We start from the raw sequence: 15,187 nt of genomic DNA, 5'->3' as shown, positions 1-15,187 counted from the left end.
GGCCGGGTGCGGTGCGCTCTGAGTCTCAGCGCTTCGCGACCGGCCAGTACCCGCTGGCGGGCACTGCCGACGGTGCCGAACCCAGCATCTCGCTCAGGCGCAGCACCCGTCGCCGCCCGCTCACCCGCAGGCTCGGGCCACCCCCACGGGCGCCCAGCAGGATGGAGGCGAGGCCGGCGCGGGCCAGCGCGGCGGCCGCGGCCTGGTGGGTGTCCGGCGCGTGCGGGTCCAGCCCCAGGACGTAGTCGTTGTCCTGGCAGCGGCCCGCTGCCAGGGCCCACGCGCGCAGCGCCCGGCCGTCGGGCACCCAGCCGCGGGGCACGGCCTTGACCGCCCCCTTGGTCCAGGCCCGGCCCAGCGCGGCCAGCCCGTCGGAGCCACCGGTGCGCACCAGCGGCGCACCCTGCTCGGAGACGTCCGTCTCAGCCGTGAGTCCGGTCTCCCGGATCAGCTCAGCCACCGCGACGGCACGCCACGGGGCATCGAGCACCACCGACACGCGCGTGCGCCCCCCAGCGCGGAACGCCTGCCCGTGCGCGACCAGCAGCCCCGCCAGGTCGCTCACCGCGGGCACGGCCATGTCCGCAGAGAAGAAGGACAGCTGGTCGGTCACCGCCGGCCCTGCCCTCGACAGCTGGTGTTGCCCCGCATCGTTCATGTCCCCCGGTTGTGTGCTGAGCTGACGCGGCACGGTCGACGGGCCCGCCGGCGCCCGTGCCCAGAAATGACTGAGCCCCCACCGTCGAGGACGGTGGGGGCTCAGTGAAGCTGAGTGGGAAAACTCAGAGGGCGCGGACGCCCGTCGCCTGGGGACCCTTGGTGCCCTGGCCGACCTCGAACTCCACGCGCTGGTTCTCCTCGAGGGTGCGGAAGCCGCTGCCCGAGATCTCGGAGTAGTGCACGAAGACGTCAGCCGAACCGTCCTCGGGGGCGATGAAGCCAAACCCCTTCTCCGCGTTGAACCACTTCACAGTTCCCTGTGCCATGCCTGTATCTCCTCTTGCAAAATGATTTCAGTCGGCCGCACGTACGACCTACCGGGTCGGTAACGAGTGGGCCCCCCGAAAGACACCACACCCGCAACACCGATCCTGCGAGCGCGTGTGCTTTCTCAAGACCTCACGAACACAGAAGCTGCGACCGAGTACAAGTGAACCACGATCTTCGCCTCGGCGACACCCCACGGGCAGAAATCACCCCAAATCTCTGTGATGCACACCCCATCCGCGCCGCTCGGGGGTGCTCGTGCAGGGGTGCGGGCGGGACTAGGGTCGCACCCAGATGACTACCTCTCTGCCCTGCTCACCCGGCACGTACGGCTCCGAGCTGCTCGACCGGGTGCTGGCCGGCGTTCCCGGCGCACAGTCACCTGTGACGCACGTCGCACAGCTGCCTGCCCGGGTGGCTGCCCACACCGCCTGGCCCGGCTGGGTGACGCCCGCCCTGGTGTCCGCGCTCGGCGAGCGGGGGGTGGCCCAGCCGTGGACCCACCAGAGCACCGCGGCCACGCTGGCCCACTCCGGGCAGCACGTGGTGGTGGCCACCGGCACCGCGTCGGGCAAGTCGCTGGCCTACCAGCTGCCTGTGCTCACCGCGCTGGCCCAGGACCCGCGGGCCACCGCGCTGTACCTCTCTCCCACCAAGGCCCTGGGCGCGGACCAGCTGCGCTCGGCGCAGGCGCTGGGCGACCGGGAGGTGCGGGCGGCGATGTTCGACGGCGACACCCCGCTGGACGAGCGCGACTGGGTGCGGGCGCACTCGCGCTGGGTGTTCACCAACCCGGACATGCTGCACCGCGGGGTGCTGCCCCGGCACGAGCGCTGGGTGCGCTTCCTGCGCCGGCTGCGCTACGTGGTGGTGGACGAGTGCCACTCCTACCGCGGGGTGTTCGGCTCGCACGTGGCCCTGGTGCTGCGCCGGCTGCAGCGGCTGTGCGCGCGCTACGGCTCCGAGCCGGTGTTCATCCTGGCCAGCGCCACCTCCGCCGACCCAGGTCCCGCGGCGTCGCGGCTGGTGGGCGCACCGGTGGTGGCGGTGACCGAGGACGGCTCGCCGCACGGACCGCGCACGGTGGCGCTGTGGGAGCCGCCGCTGCTGGCCGAGGTGACCGGGGAGAACGGCGCCCCGGTGCGCCGGCCCGCGGGCACCGAGGCCGCGCGGATCATGAGCGACCTGGTGGTGGAGGGCGCCCGCACCATGACGTTCGTGCGCTCCCGCCGGGGGGCGGAGCTGACCGCCCTGGGCGCGCAGCGCGCGCTGGCACAGGTCGACCCCGCGCTGGCCGGGCGGGTGGCCGCCTACCGGGCCGGCTACCTGGCCGAGGACCGCCGCAAGCTGGAGCGCTCGCTCAACGACGGCACCCTGCTGGGGGTGGCCACCACCAACGCGCTGGAGCTGGGGGTGGACGTGGCCGGCCTGGACGCGGTGGTGGTGGCGGGCTTTCCCGGCACGGTGGCGTCGTTCTGGCAGCAGGCCGGCCGGGCCGGACGGCGCGGCGAGGGCTCGCTGGTGGTGCTGGTGGCCCGGGACGACCCGCTGGACACCTACCTGGTGCACCACCCCGCGGCGCTGCTGGACCGCCCGGTGGAGGCGGCGGTGACCGACCCGACCAACCCCTACATCCTGGGCCCGCACCTGGCGTGCGCCGCGGCCGAGCAGCCGCTGACCGACGCGGAGGTGGAGCAGCTGTGGGGCTCGCCCACGGAGCTGCTGGCCGAGCTGTGCGAGCTGGGCGTGCTGCGCCGACGCCCGCGCGGCTGGTACCTGGCCGCGGGGCAGCACCCGCACCAGGAGCTGGACCTGCGTGGTTCCGGTGGCCTGCTGGTGGCGGTGGTGGAGGAGTCCACCGGCCGGATGCTGGGCACGGTGGAGAGCGGGCAGGCCCCGGCCCAGGTGCACCCCGGCGCGGTGCACCTGCACCAGGGTGAGTCGTACGTGGTGGACGCCCTGGACCTGGAGCACGGGGTGGCGCTGGTGCACGCGGAGGACCCCGACTGGTCCACCTCGGCCCGGGAGGCCAGTGACATCGCCATCGTCAAGGTGCTGGAGCAGACCAACCACGGCGAGGTGTCGGTGGCACTGACCGAGGTGGACGTGACCAGCCAGGTGACCGGCTACCTGCGCCGGGCGCCGTCGGGGGAGGTGCTGGAGTCGGTGGAGCTGGACATGCCGGCGAACACGCTGCGCACCCGCGCGGTGATGTACACCGTCACCGAGGAGCTGCTGTCCCGCGCCGGGGTGGCCGCGGCCGACGTGCCGGGCTCGCTGCACGCCGCCGAGCACGCCGCCATCGGGCTGCTGCCGCTGGTGGCCACCTGCGACCGCGGCGACATCGGCGGGGTGTCCACGGCGCTGCACCCCGACACCGGGCTGCCCACGGTGTTCGTGCACGACGGCCACCCCGGTGGGGCGGGCTTTGCCGACCGCGGGCACGCCGAGCTGCCGCGGTGGCTGCAGGCCACCCGGGACGCCATCGCGGCGTGCGAGTGCACCAGCGGCTGCCCGTCCTGCGTGCAGTCGCCCAAGTGCGGCAACGGCAACGACCCGCTGGACAAGGCGGGCGCGGTGCGGGTGCTCGACGCCGTGCTCGCCGCGATCTCCGCCTAGCCACCTCCGCCCAGCCCCCGCTCACTCGCCCTGCACCGGGCCGGCGCGGGCTCGGCCGTGGGCGGAGCCCAGCGAGGCGGGTCCGGCGGCGTCCACCTCCACCACCGCGTCCCAGCCGTCCAGGCGGCACGACGCCAGGCTCACGTCCATCCCGTCGGTGACCACCGCCGCCCGCCCACAAGCAGCGGCCTCCCCCTCCAGCACGTGGCTCGCCGCAGCCAGCGCCGCGAGGTCGGCAGCGGCCTCCGCACGGTGGCGGGCGCCGACTGCAGCACCGAGCTGCACCACCACGCCGACCACCACCAGCAGCGTGGCCATGCCCAGCACCGTCCACACGGTGGCCGAACCCCGCTCGTTCACGGCCCGACCAGCGCGGCGCTGGGTTCTCCGGCAGAGGGCTCGAGCACCGCCACCGCCTCCCCGGAGATGTCGACCGCGGGCAGCAGGGCACTGGTGGCCTCCACTCGCACCACCACGGTGTCACCCTCGGTGCGCACCGACACCGCCGCTCCGCGGGGCGCCACCTGCTCGGCCACCGACACCGCCCGCTCTCCCTCTCCCCGCGCCGTCAGCCGGGCCGCCTCCCGCGCAGCGTCGAGGCACTGCACGTGCATCGCCACCGCGAGCACCGCGCCCATCCCCGCCACCAGCACCACGGTGAGCGAGGACAGCGCGATGGCTGCCTCCACCGTGACCCCGCCACAGTCATCGCGGACGGCGGCCCGACCGACGGCTCGCATCAGACGCTGGTGGACAGCGCTCGCTGCACCAGGCCGGTGAGCGCACCGACCACCGAGTCACCGGTGACCACGGTGTAGAGCACCGCCCCGAAGGCTGCGGCGGCGATGGTGCCGATGGCGTACTCGGCCGTGGACATCCCGTCGTCCTGCGCCGCTGCCAGCAGCAGCCTGGTGGTCAGCCGCTGCTTGAGGCTGATCGTCTCCCCCGTGCCCTTCGCTCCTGCGCCGTCCTGCTTCCGCACGTCCTGCGTGGTTCTGGTCATCACGTCCCCCTTCTGCGCACCGTGGACCGTCCACGGTGGACAACTCGTGGCTCAGACAAGCCCGCCCTGCAGCAGCGGCCCGGCCAGCCCCACCACCACCGGCGCGACGCCGAGGCAGACGAAGGCCGGCAGGAAGCACAGCCCCAGCGGCCCGGCCACCAGCACGCCCGCGCGTTCGGCCCCCGCGGCCGCGCTGTCCTCGGCGGCCGCCCGCTGCAGCTCGGCCAGCTCGGCCACGCCCCCGGCCAGCGACGCACCGGAGCGCCCGGAGCGGCGGGCGAGCCGGGCGAGCGGCTCGGTGTCCTCCTGCTCCGCCGCCGTGGCCCAGGCCGCTGCCGGGTCGGCACCCAGCTGGAGCAGCTCGCCCGCCTGGCGCAGCGCCGCAGCCATCGCCGGGGGCGCCGAGGGGGCCACCACCAGCACGGCGGTGGCCACCGGCAGCCCGGAGTGCAGGCACGCGGCCAGCAGGTCGTAGGCACCCGCCGCACCCAGCCGGTCTGGCGGAGTGGCGGGACCGCGACTGACTCGGCGCATCCCCACGTAGCCACCCGCCGCCAGCAGCACCCCGCAGGTCGCTCCGGCAGCACCGCCGATGCCCAGCACGGCCGCGAGCCCCAGCAGTACAGCCACCACCACCGGGGCCACCGCGTCAGCCCGACTCGACTGGCTCGGGTCCGCGGCGCTGAGCAGGGCCTGCACCCGGGCGCGGGACGGCACCGTGGGCGCCGCCAGCAGAGCCAGCGCGAGCAGCACCGCCGTGGCCGTCACCGCACGGCCCTGGCCGTGATGCGCCCGGTCCAGGCCAGGCCCGCGCAGATCAGCACCGTGCCGGTGACCAGCAGCAGTCCGCCGGTGGTGTCGCGCAGCAGCAGCCGCACGGGGTGCGCGCCGATCGCCTGGCCCAGCGCGATGCCCAGCAGCGGCAGACCCGCGAGCACCGCGGCCGTGGAGCGGGCACCGGCCAGCCCGGCCTCGGTGCGGCTGCGAAAGCGCAACCGGCCCGCGAGGTCGCGGCGCACCGCCTCGAGCAGCTCGGCCAGCGCCACCCCGCGCTCGTCGGCCACCCGCCACGCGGCGGCCACCCGGTCCAGCTCGGCGTCCAGCCCGGGTCGGCGCGAGCGCAACCCGGACGCGGCGCTGGCACCCAGCCGGGCGCGGGCAGCGGCCTCGGCGAGCACCACCGACACCGGACCACTGACCTCCGCAGCCGCCGCGGCGCACGCTGCTGCCGGGTGGGCGCCCACCCGCAGCTCGCCGACCAGCACCTCCAGCGCCGCGACCAGCGTGGCAGAGGCCAGCGCGTCCTCGCGGGACCGTCGGCGCAGCCGCCAGCGCCGGTGGGCGGTGACCGCCAGCAGCAGCGCCGCCACGGCCGGCAGCGGTCCGCCCGCCAGCACGCCGACGCTCGCAGCGGCCACAGCCACCCCGGCCGCCGACAGCGTCGGGAGGCGGCGTGCCGCAGCTGCGTCGTGGCCCAGCCCACGCAGCCGCGCTCGGGCACCGCTGTCGGGCAGCACGAGCAGGCCGGCTGCGAGGGCGAGGGTGGCGGTCACAGCGGCACCCCGCGCTGGGCGAGCAGCTCGACCAGCAGCCCCATGCCCGCGCCGGCGCCGTCGTCGCGGGTCCACGCCCGCAGCACCGAGACGGTGCCGCCGGGCGAGCGGGTGAGCACGCCGATGCCGGTCAACCCCCTGGCCCCGTCGGCGCCGCGGTGCACGTGCAGCACCACCTGCACCGCGGCGGCCAGCTGGCTGTGCAGCGCGCTGGCCCCCAGCCCGCCCAGCGCGGCCAGTGCCTCCAGCCGGGCGGGCACCTCCTGTGGGGAGTTGGCGTGCACCGTGCCGGCTCCCCCGTCGTGCCCGGTGTTCAGGGCGGTGAGCAGGTCCACCACCTCCGCGCCGCGGACCTCCCCCACCACCACCCGGTCCGGCCGCATCCGCAGGGCTTGGCGCACCAGCTGGCGCACGGTCACCTCACCGACGCCCTCCACGTTGGGCGCACGCGCGACCAGGCGGACCACGTGCGGGTGCTGGGGCGCCAGCTCGGCAGCGTCCTCCACGCAGACGATGCGCTCGGCGGCATCCACCCGGGCGAGCAGGGCGGCCAACAGGGTCGTCTTGCCGGCGCCGGTGCCGCCGACCACGAGGAAGGCCAGGCGCGCGGACACGATGGCCGCCAGCAGCTGCGCGCCCTCCACGCTGACGGCGCCGCCGGCCACCAACGCGTCCAGGCCCTGGGTGGCCGGGCGCAGCACCCGCAGCGACAGGCAGGTGCCATCGGCGGCGACGGGTGGCAGCACCGCGTGCAGCCGAACCCCGGCCCCGCCGTAGCCCGCGTCGGGCAGCCGACCGTCCACCCACGGCTGAGCCTCGTCCAGCCGGCGCCCGGCCGACAGCGCCAGCCGCTGGGCCAGGCGGCGGACGGCGGCCTCGTCGGCGAAGCGCACCTCGCTGCGCCGCAGCCCGGCGCCACGGTCCACCCACACCGCGTCCGGCGCCGTGACCAGGACGTCGGCGACGTCAGGCTCGTGCAGCAGCCCCTCCAGCGGCCCGGCACCGGAGAGCTCGGTCTGCAGCATCCGCAGCGCGGCGAGCAGGTCGGTGTCCCCGAGCACCCCACCGGACTCTGCGCGGATCGCAGCGGCCACCACCGCCGGGCTCAGCTCCCCGGGAACCTCGGCCAAGCGGTGGCGCACCCGGTCCAGGAGCTCCTCGCGCTCCAGCAGCGCGCTCACGCCGCCCACCCGCGGCCACCGGCGGTCTCCAGCGCGGCGAGCACCTGCCGGGCCGCGCTGAACAGCGGCGAGCGCCGCGTCTCGCTGAGCCCACCCCGCTCGAGCGCTGCACCGAGCCCCGGCTGCGGGCGCATGGTCGTCAGCAGCGGCAGCCCCAGCGCCTGCCCGACGTCGACCGCGCGAAGACCACCGGGTGCCGGGCCGCGCACCACCAGCTGCAGCCCTGCACCGTGTGCCCCCAGCGCCTGCACCAGGGCGGCGGCTGCGGCGCACGCCCGCACCTCGGCCGGCACCACCAGCACAGCCAGGTCCGCGCGGTCGAGCACGGCGGCGGTGACCGGGCCCGGCTCCCTCGGCAGGTCGCACACCACCACCTCGCCACCCCTCGCCCCGGCGTCCACCACTGCCGCCACCGCCTCGGCCGAGGGGACGCTCTCCTGCCGCCCGCAGGAGAGCACCGTGAGCAGACCGCGGGCGTCGGCGCTGGGCAGCGCCTCCCGCAGCGCACCGGCTGCCACCCTGCCGCCGGTCAGGGCCACCCCGGACCACCGCAGGCCCGCGCGGTCCTCGGCTCCGAGCACCAGGTCCAACCCGCCGCCCAGGCGGTCGCAGTCGACCAGCAGGCAGCGGTGAGCCTCCGCCACCGCTGCGGTGGCCACCGCAGCCGCGAGCACCGAGGCCCCCGCCCCGCCGCGTCCGCCGAGCACGGCGACCACCAGCCCGGCGCCAGCCGCAGTCTCCTGCTGCTCGCTCATCAGGTGCACCAGGAACCGCTCGCCCTCGGGCAGGGTCACCACGTGCTCCGCCCCCACCGCCACGGCGCTGCGCCACGGCTCGTCGCCCACCGGTCCCTCGCCCAGCACCACCACCCCGGGTCGGCGCGGCAGCCCGGTCGCGACGCAGCCCTGTGCCGCCCGGTCGTCGAGCAGCACCAGCGGCGCGCTGCCCCAGGACAGCCGCGCCCCGCCGGGGTCCAGGCAGAGCTCCAGCTCGCAGCCCGCGGCCGCAGCCAGGCGCAGCGCCTCCTCCTGCAGCGACTCGGCGGACAGCAGAGCGAGGATCCGTGGGGCCGTGGTGGTCATGACAGTCAGCGTGGGCGGACTCCCCCGCGAGCCCTGTGGTGCGGCTGTGACCTGTGGATGACTCCGCCCGCTGTGGACAGGGCCACCCGGCACGCCCCAGAAGTCCCCGTCCCAGTGATCACTGAGGCACCGCGGCACCACGACGAGCGCTGAGTGGCAGGATCCGGACGATGGAGCTGCAGGACTTCCTGGACCACGTGAACCGCGGCGCGCTGATCGAAGCCGGCTCCGAACAACACCAGTTCATGCACGGCGCCGCCCAGGAGGCGCTGCGGACCGTGGCCGAGATCAACACCGGATACCGCACCCCCGAGGAGGTGCGCGCCCTGCTGGCTCGACTCACCGGAAAGACCGTGCACGAGTCAGTCGCTGTCTTCCCGCCGTTCTACAGCGAGTTCGGCAAGAACCTCACCCTGGGCAAGGACATCTTCATCAACATCGGCTGCCGCTTCCAGGACACCGGCGGCATCACCGTTGGGGACGGTGCGCTCATCGGCCACGGCAGCACCCTGACGACGCTCAACCACGGGATCAACCCCGACCAGCGCGCGGACATGTCCCCGGCGCCGGTCGTGATCGGCCGCAAGGTGTGGCTCGGTGCTGGGGTGACCGTCGTCCCGGGCGTGACGGTCGGTGACGGCGCGATCGTGGGAGCTGGTTCGGTCGTGACCAAGGACGTGCCGGCCAACGCGATCGTCGCTGGCGTGCCGGCCAAGCTCATCCGCATGACCGGGTACGACGCCTTCCCGAGCGGGTGAGCGAGCAACGCGCCGTCGAGCGGCTGATCAGCTACAGCGACGCGGTCGTGGCCATCGCCGCCACGCTGCTGGTGCTGCCGCTGGTGGACATCGCGCCCGAGGTGCAGGCCAGACCGCTCGGTGAGGTGCTCGCCGACCACCGCAGCCAGCTGCTCGCGTTCGTGCTCAGCTTCGTGGTGATCGGCCGCTTCTGGGCGGCCCACCACCGCCTGTTCCAACCGCTGCGGGGACACACGCCGGCGCTGGTGTGGCTGAACATGCTGTGGCTGCTCAGCATCGTGTTCCTGCCGTTTCCCACCCAGGTGGTGGCCACGCTCGACGGTCAGCACCGTGGAGCGGTGGGCCTCTACATCGGCACCATGCTGGTGACCAGCGCTGCGGGGGTGGCGATGGCGGTGCTGATGAGTCGTGACGAGGCACTGACGGCCCCGAGCGAGCGCACCGGGCTCGGCGTCCAGCACGCAGCGAGCGCCGCGGTCGCCCTGGCCGCAGCGCTGGCGCTCGGGGTGGCCATGCCGACCGTGGGGCTGTGGGCCCTGCTCCTGCTGGTCCTGCAGGGACCGCTGCTGCGGCTGTTCCTGCGGATGCGGTAACGCTGGAGGTCGGGACTCCGAAATACAGGAGAACTCGTCCTTGACGACAGCGTCCAGAAGTTAAGGGACGACCCCCGCCAGGGGGGAGGGGCGGGGGTCGTCGAGCTCAGCCCCGGGGGGTCGGGCTGAGCACACCTGGAACAAGTCCAGGCGACGTCGACTCTACCCCCAAAACTTCGACACATGCACCACCCGTGTCGATACTTCCCCGGCCGATGTCGGGGCCGCGCCCTATGCTGCCTCGTGTGACCGCTGCCGTGCCCACCAACCAGCGCCCGGTAGCGGCGTTCTTCGACCTGGACAAGACGATCATCGCCAAGTCCAGCACGCTGGCGTTCAGCCGCCCGTTCTTCCACGAGGGCCTGATCAACCGCCGAGCAGTGCTCAAGAGCAGCTACGCGCAGTTCCTCTTCCTGCTCGCCGGCGCCGACGCCGACCAGGTGGAGCGCATGCGTGCCCACCTCACCTCCCTCTGCGCCGGCTGGGACGTCAAGCAGGTGCGGGCCATCGTCGAGGAGACGCTGCACGACGTGGTCGACCCGCTGGTCTACGTCGAGGCCGCCGAGCTCATCACCGAGCACAAGGCGCGGGGCCACGACGTGGTGGTGGTGTCGACGTCGGGCGACGAGATGGTCACCCCCATCGCCCGGATGGTCGGTGCTGACCACAGCGTGGCCACCCGCATGGTGGAGGCCGACGGGCGCTACACCGGCGAGGTCGACTTCTACTGCTACGGCGAGGCCAAGGCGGAGGCGATCCGACGGCTCGCCGACGAGCGCGGCTACGACCTCGAGGCCAGCTACGCCTACAGCGACTCCTCCACCGACCTGCCGATGCTCACCGCGGTCGGGCACCCCACCGCCGTCAACCCCGACCGGCTGCTGCGCAAGGAGGCCACCCAGCGGGGCTGGCCGATGCTCACCTTCTCCGCACCGGTGCCGTTGCGAGCCCGCATCCCCACGGCCTCCTCCTCCGCCGTCGCCACCGCCGCGGTAGGGCTGGGTGCCGCGGCGGCCGGCGCCACCTGGTACGGCCTCGCCCGCCGTCGCCGCGGGCGCTGATCCGCCACCAGCACGGGGCAGGAGTCGTTGCCCGAAGAGTCTTGATGTGGGCGAAATCACGGCGTAGAACTGAGGGCAGAGCCGCGAACCGGCCACGGTGGGATCGGATGAGAAGGTCTCACCCCCCACTCGAGGCTCGACGCGAAACGCTCGGAACCCACGCGCAGGCCGACGACAAAGGCAGCGTGGCAGGGCCTGCGACAGTCGACAGATGTCCTCTGACGCCGAGGCCTACCAACTCCGCGCACCGTGCACGCTTGGTACCCGAGCTGCTCGTGACCGTGAACGGCGTCCCGGCCACCCCTGGCGGGGCGTCGTTCCGCGTGCGCGGGGGCGAGGCGGGCTAGCGGCCCAGCTCGGCGAGCTTGCGGAAGTCCCAGCTGACGATCTTGGTCGGCACCAGCCGGTGCCACGCGTGCTTGCCGTCGTGCGGCAGCTCGTCCAGACCGAAGTACTTCTGGGCGAAGCTGCGCTCCATCGGAACCAGCACCTCGTCGGGCGCACCGGTGCGAGGCACCTCGCCCACCACCTCGACGCTGCCGTGCAGCTCCACCCCGCGCAGCTCCAGGTAGTCGTGACCGTCGTCCACCACCACCGCCACCCGGGGGTCACGGGCCAGGTTGGCCCAGCGCTTGCTGCGGGTGATGCTCTGCATCCACAGCGCCTCGCCGTCCCAGATGAACCACAGCGGTGACACGTGCGGGGCGCCGTCGGCGCTGACGGTGGCCATCCGGCAGGTGCGCTGCTCGGCCAGGAACGCGTCTCGCTCGGGCGCAGACATGGCGATCTTGCGGCCGCGCTTCTGCTCTGCAGCACTCACGGAAATCTCCTTCACGTCCGTGGCCGATCCTGGTGACGCGGACCACAACTGCTCCGGAGCGTAGGGCACTAGCCCGGGTGGGCGTCGGCGATGGAGGTCGCCTCGCGCGCACCGGCCTCCAGCGCGGCACAGCAGCTGAGCACCCACGTGGCGATGCCGTCGGCACTGCCGGCGGCGAAGGCGGCCGCCTCGTCGCGGTACTGGGCCGGGCGGCGCATCCAGTACACCTCGGGCACCGTGAGGTTCTTCGGGTCCAGCCCGGTGCTCACCGCCACCAGCCGGGAGGCGGCACGGGCGACCACCCCGTCGGCGGTGCCGAAGGGCGCCAGCGTGACCAGCTCGCCGTGCAGCACCGCGGCGAGCACCGCGGCCGGGACCTTGGTGCCCCCGGTGACCAGCTGGGCCAGCAGGTCCAGCCGCTGGGCCACCCCGGCGCCCGGGCGCGGCCGGCCCAGCGCGTCGGGATCGCTCAGCCCGGACGCGGCCAGCAGGTGCAGCCGCGCCAGCACCTGTAGCGGGGCCCGGCTCCACACCCGCAGGGTGGCCTCCAGGGCGGTGCCGTCCAGCGCCGCTGCCACCCGCACCGAGCCGGCGAGCACGGGGTCGGCCACCTCGCCGTCGGAGTCCTCCGCCGGCAGCTCGGGCGCGCCACCGTCGAGGGTGGCCGACGCACGGGCGGCCCGGATGGAGGCCTCGGTGGCCGAGAGCGGGAAGCCCCGCCGGTTGGCGCGGTGGCGGTGCACCTCGGCGATCGCCGCCCCGGCGGACTCTGCGGCCTCGGCCACACCAGGAAGCCGCAGGATCGGCACAAGGGGGTCGTCGGCGGAGGGTTGCGCGGAGGAACGAGCGGCGGCAGACACGTCGAGTAACGCTACCGGCGTGCACCGCCACTACCGCACGGAGTTGCGCCACGTCACCCCCACCTACGGTCGCCGGTGTGACGCACGACGCATATGTTGATCTCATGACCCCCAGCGCTGAGACCCCCCACGCCGAGACCGAGGTGTTCGCACCGACCCCCGAGTTCGCCGCGCAGGCCAACGCCGGCACCGAGCTGCAGGCGCTGGCCGACGCCGACCGGGACGCCTTCTGGGCCGAGCAGGCCCGGCGCCTGCACTGGCACGAGCCGTTCGAGCAGGTCCTGGACTGGACCGACGCCCCGGTGGCCAAGTGGTTCGTCAACGGCAAGCTCAACGTCGCCTACAACTGCGTGGACCGCCACGTGGAGGCCGGCAACGGCGACCGGGTGGCCATCCACTGGGAGGGCGAGCCCGGCGACTCCCGCGACATCACCTACCGCGACCTGCTCGCCGAGGTGAGCCGCGCCGCCAACACCTTCGTCGAGCTGGGCCTGGTCACCGGCGACCGGGTGGCCATCTACATGCCGATGATCCCCGAGGCCATCGTCTCCATGCTGGCCTGCGCCCGGCTCGGCCTCACCCACTCCGTGGTGTTCGCCGGGTTCTCCGCCGGCGCGCTGCGCTCCCGGATCGACGACGCCGCAGCGCGCCTGGTCATCACCACCGACGGGCAGTGGCGCCGCGGCAAGGCTGCCCCGCTCAAGGCCGCGGTGGACGAGGCGGTGGACGGAGCCAAGTCGGTCGAGCACGTGCTGGTGGTCAACCGCACCGACTCCGAGGTGGCCTGGACCGAGGGCCGTGACCTGTGGTGGCACGAGACGGTCGCACAGGCCTCACCCGAGCACACCTGCGAGGCCTTCGACTCCGAGCACCCGCTGTTCGTGCTCTACACCTCCGGCACCACCGGCAAGCCCAAGGGCATCATCCACACCTCCGGCGGGTACCTGACGCAGACGTCGTACACCCACCACTACGTCTTCGACCACAAGCCGGGCCAGGACGTCTACTGGTGCACCGCCGACATCGGCTGGGTCACCGGGCACTCCTACATCGTCTACGGACCGCTCAGCAACGGTGCCACCCAGGTGGTCTACGAGGGCACCCCCAACTCCCCCGACGAGCACCGGCACTGGAACATCGTGGAGAAGTACCAGGTCTCCATCTACTACACCGCCCCCACGCTGGTGCGCACGTTCATGAAGTGGGGCCGCGAGATCCCCGACGCCCACGACCTGTCGTCACTGCGGGTGCTGGGCAGCGTGGGCGAGCCGATCAACCCCGAGGCCTGGCTCTGGTACCACGAGGTGATCGGTGGCGGCCGCTGCCCGATCGTGGACACCTGGTGGCAGACCGAGACCGGCGCCATCATGATCTCCCCGCTGCCCGGCGTCACCGCCTGCAAGCCCGGCTCCGCCATGGCCACCGTGCCCGGCATCTCCGCCGCCGTGGTGGACGAGGAGGCCAACGTGCTGCACGCCGAGGACGGCGAGGTCTCCGGCTACCTGGTGCTCGACCAGCCCTGGCCGGCGATGCTCCGCGGCATCTGGGGAGACATGGAGCGGTACAAGGACACCTACTGGTCGCGCTACGCCGAGCAGGGCTGGTACTTCGCCGGGGACGGCGCCAAGATCGACACCGACGGCGCCATCTGGCTGCTCGGCCGGGTGGACGACGTCATGAACGTCTCCGGGCACCGCATCTCCACCACCGAGGTGGAGTCGGCGCTGGTCAGCCACCACGCCGTGGCCGAGGCCGCCGTGGTGGGCGCCTCGGACGAGACCACCGGGCAGGGCATCGTGGCGTTCGTGATCCTGCGCGGCGGCCAGGACGACGGCGGCGAGGAGCTGGTGGCCGAGCTGCGCAACCACGTCGGCAAGGAGATCGGCCCCATCGCCAAGCCCCGCCAGGTCCTGGTGGTGCCGGAGCTGCCCAAGACCCGCAGCGGCAAGATCATGCGCCGGCTGCTGCGCGACATCGCGGAGAACCGCGAGGTGGGCGACGTGTCCACACTGGCCGACTCCACCGTGATGGACCTCATCTCCTCTGGACTGAACAAGCCCTCCTGAGCCGCGATGCACACCACGGGTTGGTCGCGGGCAGTGCCTGATCGGCTTGTCCGCGACCAACCGTGGCACCATGACCCCTGACGAGCGGTGGCCGGGCCTTGCGCCGTGGCGCCCACAAGACGCACGTGGAGGGGCGAGTTGAGCACTAGCGACCGCAGCACCGGCCAACGCAGCACGGGAGAGGGAGTGCCCACCACGGTGGCCTCCATCCCGCTGTCCGAGATCGACCGGGGCAACCCCAGCATCGGGACGCTGGTGAAGGACGCCACCGCGCAGGTCTCCACCCTGGTGCGCGCCGAGGTGGAGCTGGCCAAGCAGGAGGTGACCGCCGAGGTCAAGAAGGGCGTGCAGGGCAGCATCTTCTTCGTCATCGCCCTCACCGTCGCGCTGTTCAGCGCGTTCTTCCTGTTCTTCACCATCGCCGAGGTCATCGACATCTGGCTGCCGCGCTCGGCCGCCTTCGGCATCGTCTTCGCGCTCATGGTCGTGGTGGCCGCGGTGTTCGGCCTGCTCGGCTACCGCAAGGTGCGCAAGGTCCGCAAGCCCGAGAAGACCATCGACGCGATCAAGGACAACGCGAAGATCGTCAAGCGCGCGAGCTGAG

The 15,187-nt window shown here is 73.6% G+C and carries 17 protein-coding genes; 6 read left to right on the top strand and 11 right to left on the bottom strand.

The genetic code is table 11. The annotated features are described in order from the left end of the window. Positions 1 to 25 precede the first annotated feature (25 nt). The gene (locus AC3YNX_RS06155) at positions 26 to 580 is read right to left on the bottom strand and encodes a hypothetical protein (protein ID WP_489982586.1); all 555 of its coding nucleotides are present in this window, start codon (positions 578 to 580) and stop codon (positions 26 to 28) included. 202 nt (positions 581 to 782) lie between these two features. Beyond that, complete coding sequence (locus AC3YNX_RS06150) at positions 783 to 986, bottom strand: cold-shock protein (protein WP_127781809.1); 204 nt, start codon at positions 984 to 986, stop codon at positions 783 to 785. 295 nt (positions 987 to 1,281) lie between these two features. Between AC3YNX_RS06150 and AC3YNX_RS06145 the strand changes: the two genes are divergently transcribed. Continuing rightward, positions 1,282 to 3,606 (top strand): DEAD/DEAH box helicase, encoded by a 2,325-nt coding sequence (locus AC3YNX_RS06145; protein ID WP_489994897.1) that lies wholly within the window; start codon positions 1,282 to 1,284, stop codon positions 3,604 to 3,606. A 21-nt stretch (positions 3,607 to 3,627) separates the two neighbouring features. On the opposite strand, the gene AC3YNX_RS06140 is transcribed toward AC3YNX_RS06145, so the two are convergent. From AC3YNX_RS06140 to ssd, 7 genes are all read right to left on the bottom strand, one after another. Next, entirely contained in the window at positions 3,628 to 3,966 is a 339-nt protein-coding gene (locus AC3YNX_RS06140) for an Rv3654c family TadE-like protein (protein ID WP_489982462.1), read from the bottom strand. Further along, on the bottom strand, positions 3,963 to 4,346 hold the full coding sequence (locus tag AC3YNX_RS06135) for a TadE family type IV pilus minor pilin (protein ID WP_489994896.1): 384 nt from the start codon (positions 4,344 to 4,346) through the stop codon (positions 3,963 to 3,965). The genes AC3YNX_RS06140 and AC3YNX_RS06135 overlap by 4 nt, the downstream gene beginning before the upstream one ends. Continuing rightward, entirely contained in the window at positions 4,346 to 4,543 is a 198-nt protein-coding gene (locus tag AC3YNX_RS06130; protein WP_127784577.1) for a DUF4244 domain-containing protein, read from the bottom strand. The genes AC3YNX_RS06135 and AC3YNX_RS06130 overlap by 1 nt, the downstream gene beginning before the upstream one ends. 117 nt (positions 4,544 to 4,660) lie before the next feature. Further along, complete coding sequence (locus AC3YNX_RS06125; protein WP_489994988.1) at positions 4,661 to 5,242, bottom strand: type II secretion system F family protein; 582 nt, start codon at positions 5,240 to 5,242, stop codon at positions 4,661 to 4,663. A 131-nt stretch (positions 5,243 to 5,373) separates the two neighbouring features. Further along, positions 5,374 to 6,162 (bottom strand): type II secretion system F family protein, encoded by a 789-nt coding sequence (locus AC3YNX_RS06120; RefSeq protein WP_489994895.1) that lies wholly within the window; start codon positions 6,160 to 6,162, stop codon positions 5,374 to 5,376. Next, positions 6,159 to 7,352, bottom strand: coding sequence for a TadA family conjugal transfer-associated ATPase (locus tag AC3YNX_RS06115; protein ID WP_127781804.1), 1,194 nt, complete (start codon positions 7,350 to 7,352; stop codon positions 6,159 to 6,161). Before AC3YNX_RS06115 ends, AC3YNX_RS06120 begins: the two co-directional genes overlap by 4 nt. Continuing rightward, on the bottom strand, positions 7,340 to 8,425 hold the full coding sequence (gene ssd / locus AC3YNX_RS06110; RefSeq protein ID WP_489994894.1) for a septum site-determining protein Ssd: 1,086 nt from the start codon (positions 8,423 to 8,425) through the stop codon (positions 7,340 to 7,342). The genes AC3YNX_RS06115 and ssd overlap by 13 nt, the downstream gene beginning before the upstream one ends. Positions 8,426 to 8,595: 170 nt before the next feature. On the opposite strand from ssd, the gene AC3YNX_RS06105 reads away from it, so the two are divergent. The 3 genes from AC3YNX_RS06105 to AC3YNX_RS06095 all read left to right on the top strand — a co-directional run bounded on the left by AC3YNX_RS06105 (position 8,596) and on the right by AC3YNX_RS06095 (position 10,837). Next, on the top strand, positions 8,596 to 9,183 hold the full coding sequence (locus AC3YNX_RS06105) for a DapH/DapD/GlmU-related protein (protein WP_489994893.1): 588 nt from the start codon (positions 8,596 to 8,598) through the stop codon (positions 9,181 to 9,183). Next, positions 9,180 to 9,776: a TMEM175 family protein gene (locus AC3YNX_RS06100; protein WP_489994892.1), complete on the top strand. Its 597-nt coding sequence runs from the start codon at positions 9,180 to 9,182 to the stop codon at positions 9,774 to 9,776. The genes AC3YNX_RS06105 and AC3YNX_RS06100 overlap by 4 nt, the downstream gene beginning before the upstream one ends. Before the next feature lie 233 nt (positions 9,777 to 10,009). Beyond that, positions 10,010 to 10,837 carry an HAD family hydrolase gene (locus AC3YNX_RS06095; protein ID WP_489982456.1) on the top strand — a complete coding sequence of 276 codons (828 nt, stop codon included), beginning with the start codon at positions 10,010 to 10,012 and terminating at the stop codon, positions 10,835 to 10,837. Positions 10,838 to 11,180: 343 nt separating this feature from the next. On the opposite strand, the gene AC3YNX_RS06090 is transcribed toward AC3YNX_RS06095, so the two are convergent. After that, positions 11,181 to 11,618, bottom strand: a complete 438-nt coding sequence (locus AC3YNX_RS06090; RefSeq protein WP_127784575.1) for a pyridoxamine 5'-phosphate oxidase family protein — start codon at positions 11,616 to 11,618, stop codon at positions 11,181 to 11,183. Between the two features lie 107 nt (positions 11,619 to 11,725). Continuing rightward, positions 11,726 to 12,517, bottom strand: coding sequence for a Fic family protein (locus AC3YNX_RS06085; RefSeq protein WP_489982455.1), 792 nt, complete (start codon positions 12,515 to 12,517; stop codon positions 11,726 to 11,728). Positions 12,518 to 12,621: 104 nt separating this feature from the next. On the opposite strand from AC3YNX_RS06085, the gene acs reads away from it, so the two are divergent. Then, entirely contained in the window at positions 12,622 to 14,583 is a 1,962-nt protein-coding gene (gene acs, locus AC3YNX_RS06080) for an acetate--CoA ligase (RefSeq protein WP_127781798.1), read from the top strand. A 138-nt stretch (positions 14,584 to 14,721) separates the two neighbouring features. After that, positions 14,722 to 15,186, top strand: a complete 465-nt coding sequence (locus AC3YNX_RS06075; protein WP_127781797.1) for a phage holin family protein — start codon at positions 14,722 to 14,724, stop codon at positions 15,184 to 15,186. The last annotated feature ends 1 nt before the right edge of the window (position 15,187 follow it).

This window comes from Rhodococcus sp. Z13_19A (genome assembly GCF_058133575.1).
This window is presented reverse-complemented; position numbering and strand designations above follow the sequence as displayed.

Bases quoted from the DNA above. Each gene is read 5' to 3' on its own strand.
- acs (WP_127781798.1), top strand. From the start codon at position 12,622: ATGACCCCCAGCGCTGAGACCCCCCACGCCGAGACCGAGGTGTTCGCA.
- AC3YNX_RS06150 (WP_127781809.1), bottom strand. From the start codon at position 986: ATGGCACAGGGAACTGTGAAGTGGTTCAACGCGGAGAAGGGGTTTGGC.
- AC3YNX_RS06105 (WP_489994893.1), top strand. From the start codon at position 8,596: ATGGAGCTGCAGGACTTCCTGGACCACGTGAACCGCGGCGCGCTGATC.
- AC3YNX_RS06135 (WP_489994896.1), bottom strand. From the start codon at position 4,346: ATGCGAGCCGTCGGTCGGGCCGCCGTCCGCGATGACTGTGGCGGGGTC.
- AC3YNX_RS06155 (WP_489982586.1), bottom strand. From the start codon at position 580: ATGGCCGTGCCCGCGGTGAGCGACCTGGCGGGGCTGCTGGTCGCGCAC.
- AC3YNX_RS06095 (WP_489982456.1), top strand. From the start codon at position 10,010: ATGCTGCCTCGTGTGACCGCTGCCGTGCCCACCAACCAGCGCCCGGTA.
- ssd (WP_489994894.1), bottom strand. From the start codon at position 8,425: ATGACCACCACGGCCCCACGGATCCTCGCTCTGCTGTCCGCCGAGTCG.
- AC3YNX_RS06145 (WP_489994897.1), top strand. From the start codon at position 1,282: ATGACTACCTCTCTGCCCTGCTCACCCGGCACGTACGGCTCCGAGCTG.
- AC3YNX_RS06090 (WP_127784575.1), bottom strand. From the start codon at position 11,618: ATGTCTGCGCCCGAGCGAGACGCGTTCCTGGCCGAGCAGCGCACCTGC.